Below are 598 nucleotides of genomic sequence, written 5' to 3'. Positions count from 1 at the left end.
CGCCAAGACCGAGTTCGCACAAATGTTTGAGCAGCCGTCCTTGGGCGCCAATCCTTCTCTGGACGTCTTGAGCGACGCCGTCGCCTACGCCCTCCCTTGGCCGCTGCTGATGAAACAGCAGTTACTGGCCGAAACCAACCCGATCCGGCGGGGCGAATTGCTGATCAGTTGGCTCTCGCAATCGACCAACGACGCACAAGAGTTCGGTCGGCCGACCTTTCCGCTGCGGGCCAGCGTCAACTGACGCGCACGATCAGTCGCGATCCTCGTTAACCGATTCTGATCATGCCGGCAGCGCTTTGCCGCGACCTGCGGCTTCTGGCGGAACTCTTCTCGCAGCTACTATCCCAGGGCTTGCCCTATCCCGTATGATATAGAGAAGTTACGTCGATATCGGGCAGGCAGCCTAGGATCGGCGCGGTTGCTGCGGGGAAAGGTGCTCAGAACGTTCCGAGGATCGATTCTTACCATCCGTTTGCTTGGGAAATGCACGAACGACATCGAAACCAGGTCGCTTACTAGGGGATAGCCCCTGGGCGGCGACTCAGCGGTTTTTGGAGATTCATGGATCCGGAACGGGAACGCATTCGAGCTGATC

At 58.7% G+C, this 598-nt stretch carries 1 protein-coding gene; it reads left to right on the top strand.

Annotation, left to right across the window (positions count from 1 at the left end):
• On the top strand, positions 1-244 hold a 244-nt coding region (locus tag C5Y96_RS00950), incomplete at its 5' end, for an LON peptidase substrate-binding domain-containing protein (RefSeq protein WP_214609067.1).
• Between the last annotated feature and the right edge of the window lie 354 nt (positions 245-598).

The sequence above is a fragment of the Blastopirellula marina genome (assembly GCF_002967715.1).
Taxonomy (GTDB): Bacteria; Planctomycetota; Planctomycetia; order Pirellulales; family Pirellulaceae; genus Bremerella; species Bremerella marina_B.
This window is presented reverse-complemented; position numbering and strand designations above follow the sequence as displayed.